Raw genomic sequence first — 5,814 nt, forward strand, 5'->3', positions numbered from 1 at the left:
AATCTGCTCTTCCGTAAATCTCTGCTTCTTCATTCGTCCGTACTAAATGGGCCGGACTCTAATCAATTCTGGAGGAAATTCTCAGTGGCAGGTCACGACGACCAAATTTTCTCCTGAGGTTCGTGTCCGCGCTGTTGGGATGGTGAAGGATAATGAAGCCGAATATCTCGCTCGCTGGGCGGCGGCATCATCGATAGCGGCCAAGATTGGTTGCTCGGTGCATACGCTGCATGAATCGGTGAAGAAGGCTGAGCTCGACAGCGGCAAGCGTGCAGGTTTGCCGAGTGACGTGGCGGAGACGATGAACGTTCTGGAACGAGAATACCGCGAGCTTCGTCGACGCAAAAGCATACTAAATGAGAATAGTCCGTAGGGCTAAGCCCAAGCCCTGCACTTCGAGCGCTGTTCAACGCACCAATCGATTTTGACAATCAATCATTGGTGAGCCACGAGTGTTCGGCTTGCCGGGCAACTAGCCCATGATGTAGGCTAACACCTAGTTGCGGAGAAGACGGCTATGCTTACAAAAATAATCAAATGTGTTCCTTTGGCTTTCTATCTTGTCTATGCTCAATCCATCGGAGCGCAGGAACCAGCTAAGGATATCGCTCCGCACACCGATTTTAGCCTGATCCGGAGTGAAATCGCTCGAGCCGAAGGGAACATATCAGCGACTTCGCTGGAGTTCCTACGAGAGCGCGCCAAACAAGACGACGCCGCAGCGCTTACCCTGCTCGGCGACGTTTTTGCGAAAGGATTAGCCGGCCCCCCAGATTATGTGGTCTCGATATCATACTACGAACGCGCTGCCGCACGCGGCAATTCATGGGCTCTCCTGAAGATTGCGGACGTTTACTTATCTGGATCTTTAGGCAAGAAGGATTCGGTAGGTGCTTTCAATGCGGTGAGTTCGGCAGCAGATAAGGATAATCCCGACGCTCGGATCAAACTCGCCCAAATGCTTATCGATGGAATTGGCACTCCTGCCGATCCAGAGCGAGGGATATCAATATTGCTGGAGATGGCCGGCGGCAAATCCGCGTCCGCAGCCTTACTCGCACTTGCTGAGGTAACGTTGCAAGGCAAATACCCCTCTAAGGATCGCGTTAAGGCGATAGAATACTTTTCAGGTGCAGCAGATGCTGGCAGTGAAGCCGCGAAGGTGAGGCTTGGTGACGTATATCTAGACGGAGAACTGGTCCCCCGTGACACTGAAAAGGCACTAGCTTTGTACAAAGCTGCTGCAGCGTCGAAATCAACGGCCGCACTCGCCCGGCTAGGCGAAGTTTATATGTATGGTCGTGGCACACCAGTAGACGCGCACAAAGGACTGTCTCTCCTGGAGGAAGCAGCAGCTAGATCTGATACTCGCGCCCTAGTGTCGCTGGGCGAGGTGTATGCAGCGGGAATTAGCGTGCCTCAAGATGGTGAAAAAGCAATATCTTACTATACGAAAGCTGCTGCGTCTGACCCCTCCGCATATCTTCGAATTGCGGAAATATATGAGCAAGGTAAAATTCTCAGGCGCGATTCAGTCGCAGCTTTTTCGGCTATCCAGGCAGCTTCAGCCAAGGGCCTTCCGGCCGCGCAGATACGGCTCGGAATTGCTTATCTGACGGGAGCTGGCGTGGAAAAGGACGCAACCCGAGGCATAGAGATTATTTCAACTCTAGCCGCAAATGGAGATAAATTTGCTCAGAAGGCGCTTGGGGATGTATATTTCAAAGGTAGAGGAGTTAATGTTGATATAGAAAAGGCCGAAGCTCTCTATAAGGAAGCCGCTGAGGCTGGAAATCCGTGGGCGTATGTCGGTTTATCGGAAATCTACGCGGCCAGCTCAAGCGATAACGAAGCGGCTGAAAAATCATTTCTGATGTTGAATAAAGCTGCAGATGCCGGCATTGAAGAAGCCAAGCTGCTGATCGCAGATTCCTACATACGTGGGCGAGGCGTCGAAAAGGATGTTACAAAGGGTATTAAACTGCTTGAAACCCTTCAGGATACGCAGCTAGCAGGCAAAGCGTTTTTCGCACTTGGCGAAGTTCACTTCCGCGGAGCAAGCCTACCTCGCGACGGTAAACGTGCCCTCGAATACTATCTTATGGCAACCAATGCGGGCAATGCCGCTGGCTATCTGCGCTTGGGAGATATCTACAGGGAAGGCATCCTGGTTAACGCAGACATAGATCGGGCTATTGAATACTACGGTTTGGCTAGGCAACAAGGGCTGCTGACGGCTGATGTTCGATTAGGCGAGGTTTTTGTCGAGGGAAGCGACGATATTCGTGACTCAAAGCGAGGCCTAGAGCTGCTAGAAGAAGCTGCGGAAAAAGGAAGCACGCAGGCTCTCCTATCGATTGGTCGTATATTAACACAAGGGATTTCTGTGCCTCCTGATCCCCACAAAGCGCTGATAGCCCTAAATAGGGCAGCCTCACTTGGGGACGTCGATGCCTTGCTCAGCTTGGCTGATCTGTACGAACAGGGCGCCTTCGGCTCTGTTGATAGCAGGAACGCAGTAGCCGCGCTGGAGGCAGCGGTGGATAAGGGTTCGGTGTCTGCTAGGCTCCGCCTCGGCCGATATCTTGTTCAGAATGCAATTGATGGTACGGAAAAAGCCCGCGGCATTAGTCTTCTATCGACTGCCGCCGAAACTGGAGACAGCTGGGCTTTGATTGCGCTGGGCGACTTTTATCTCAAGTATCAGGACGGCAAGCCTGACGTTATAAAGGCGCGGGAATACTATAGCGCCGCTTACTCAAATGGCAATTTTGGAGCAAGCGTAAAGCTTGCGCAATTGTACCTGTCGGGCGTTTTGACAGATAGAAGTTATCGAGATGCAATAGACTTGCTAGACGAAGCGGCAGAGGCGGGATCGGAAGACGCTGCCATAACCCTCGCAAAAGGCCACCTCAGGGGCGAATTTGGTCGGCTGTCCGATGTCCGGCGGGGCGAAGAGATATTGGAGAGACTTATTTCAATTGGGAGTGAAAAAGCGATTGTTGAACGTGCAGGTACTCTTTACTGGCGCGGAAAGGGTTCAGCCGGACCTAAGGCCGCATTGGAGTTTCTAGAGGCGCAATCGCAAAAGGGTAGCAAAGCCGCTACCAGGCAACTGATGAGTTACCTACGTGACGCACCAGGAAAGCGCACCAATAGAGACATTAAACTTGCGACAAGTATTTTAAAGGATAAGCAGAGTTTATTCACTTCGCAAGAACTTATCGCGGAAAACCTCTCCTTGTTAGCTGCGCAGGCATCAAGTGTTGCCCAATACTCTAAAATACATGAATTGTATCTTACTCTGTGGGCGAGGAGCCGCTCAGAAACTATGGCTCGCCTCTCGACAGTGAATTTGAACGCATCCATTTATATATTGCAGAAGAAGCTCAATGAAAAGGAATATTATAAAGGCGATCTAAACGGAAAACTAACTCGCGCGACGCTCTCGGCCATAATGGCGGCCTGCAACGACAAAAACTTAACAAGCGAATGCAGACGCGGTCCTGTTGCGCCAAACGTTCTTGCCAAGCTTTCGACTTTGATCGGCAGCTAAAAATAAACATTGTGCGGACTAAAAGGTTTATGGCGTCTTGATAAGACTTGAGACTGCCACTTTCCAAGTGAACATGCGATCGACAATGTTACATTGAAAATATCCAGGGATGCGTAGATGAATATGTCCGCTATGGCCAGTAACACGAGCGAGCGCCGTGCCTTCATATGAACAGAAGGGATTTTTTAGTAGGGGCAGGGGTCGGAATTGGTATTATTTCGGGGATGCCGCCCTTGCTAAGGGCCATCAAAAATCGCAGTGGAATTGAGGCGAAATCAAGCACGTCCCTTGCAGACTTAAATACTTCAGATTTGCCTTTTCTTTTTGACCAAGTTGATATACGCGCCCATGGCGCGAAAGTCGACGCTAGGGAAAGCTTAGAAACAGAGGTATCTGCGGGAAGCAAGCTTCTAAGATCCCGTGACGTGATATTCTCAGAACTGGATGTAGGGAAAACGATCGCGGTATTCGGCGCAGGTAGCGATGGAGTGGCCTTCGTCACGAAAATTGATAGAGTGAAATCAAAGCACGAAGTGCTGTTAGAGGCCGCAGCTTTGACGTCAGTACACCGCACGCAGGCGACATACGGCAGCGATGACACTACGGCTTGGCAGCAAGCCATTGATCAGGCTCACAGGATGGGTTCGACGGTGGTCATGCCCCGTGGATGTTCTCTCTTAAATGGGTCGGTATACATCCAAACCTCTCGTGAAACAGGGGCAACTTCACTGATTTGGAAAAGGCTGTCGATCCGGGGCCGCGAATACAACCGCGCGCCCGAAAACGGACTGCTCGATCTGGCATCTTCCTCAGTTTTTAAACCGACAGAAGGACCAATCTTTTGCGTAAACCTTGACGCTGACGGCGCCGGTATGACCGCAAAAAATGGGGTAATGACTCACCAGTTTATCAACTTTAGATGTGAGCAGCTTAACCTGAAGGGTGCGCCAGGGATCAAGACAACGGGCATCAAAGGATATTCTACTCGAGCCAGCCTCGCAAAGCTAGGATTTCACAATCTTTATCGAGGATGGGATTTTCTTGATCCGGACATAAACGGGGCGGAAAATTACTGTGATATGTGGGATGTAAGTGATATACAATTCGCCAATATGGGCGATCTATTGTTCCAGCAATCAGACGCCGATGCATCTATATTCAGTGGCTTAAGATGTGAAAATTTTCAGCCTAAGCCGTCTGCTGGGATTGTTCTCAAGGGAGGCCGAGGGTGGATAATCGACGCGCCCCTCATAAATAAACTTCCTGATAGTGCCTCGGAGGTTATCAGAACGGAATACTCCTCAAACGGAGTCGTACGCGGTGGGCATTTTGAAAGGAACATGTGCACGGTGGTACGTTTTCACGAAGGAAATGGCTGCTCATTTGAAAGCAACGAAATATTTGTCCCCGATCGAGAAATCTTATCCAACTCGATTGTCCTGCACGGTCAGTTCCACCGAGCTGCCCAGAATTTGATTCGTCTAAACCGTTTATCTGGAGCGGATGTCCTCATTAACGGCGATTCTCTGGAAGTTGGCAATTCATCCCAGACTGCGGCAGGTAACCCTCGGCCAACAGTGGTGCATCTTGGGAACAGTACCGGCAGACAGTTTCGACAGCCTATATCATTCCGCCTATCATTTTCTTCATCCGGATGGTCGTTGTATAGTGCTAGAGGCAATTTGATCACTGAGTTTGGCACTCCAACGTTTGATCAAAACACTGGTCTTCTCAACCTTGATGGACCGATGAGCTGGGGAAAGATTAACTCGATTCAGCTTACAAAGATTGCTGGGAAATACACGCCAGTATTGTACTCGGTGCAATATGCTTTTATAGCATTCGAAGACTTCTCGGGGAAAATTCAGAAAATTCCGTCTCAGTTAATGGAGTGCTGGGTATTTATTACGTAGCTGACCCTGACCCAACAGGTCAATCTGATGTCAGCTTCACCTCGGGATGCATAGAGCCGAGTTTCCTATACACCCTGAGGTCATGTTCTCTGTTGCTTCCCGAACTCGACGAGCGAAAGCCTCCCGTTTCTAACGGGCTTGCGTCTGGGTTTGTAGAACATTTCCATGTAGCCGAACACGTCTTGGCGAGAGGACCTTCGCGCAACGCGCCGGGCCGAGGGGGTAATCCCCCCGTTTTTAACGGGGCTCTGTAGTAGAATTCACGCGGCCATTTTCAGTTTCTGGGCGGGTGTGATGCCGCCGATGCCCATATTGGGCCGTTCGTTGTTGTAGGTCCATAGCCAC

At 50.5% G+C, this 5,814-nt stretch carries 2 protein-coding genes and 1 pseudogene; all 3 read left to right on the top strand.

The window, feature by feature from the left end; translation table 11 throughout:
* Positions 1-46: 46 nt before the first annotated feature.
* Positions 47-340, top strand: a pseudogene (locus B9A97_RS28985) (hypothetical protein); the annotation flags it as partial.
* A 177-nt stretch (positions 341-517) separates the two neighbouring features.
* Positions 518-3,556 carry a tetratricopeptide repeat protein gene (locus tag B9A97_RS28990; RefSeq protein ID WP_084369298.1) on the top strand — a complete coding sequence of 1,013 codons (3,039 nt, stop codon included), beginning with the start codon at positions 518-520 and terminating at the stop codon, positions 3,554-3,556.
* A gap of 167 nt (positions 3,557-3,723) precedes the next feature.
* Positions 3,724-5,469: a hypothetical protein gene (locus B9A97_RS29650; protein WP_143530773.1), complete on the top strand. Its 1,746-nt coding sequence runs from the start codon at positions 3,724-3,726 to the stop codon at positions 5,467-5,469.
* Positions 5,470-5,814: the final 345 nt, after the last annotated feature.

The organism is Rhizobium sp. RU36D, from assembly GCF_900176345.1.
GTDB lineage: Bacteria > Pseudomonadota > Alphaproteobacteria > Rhizobiales > Rhizobiaceae > Allorhizobium.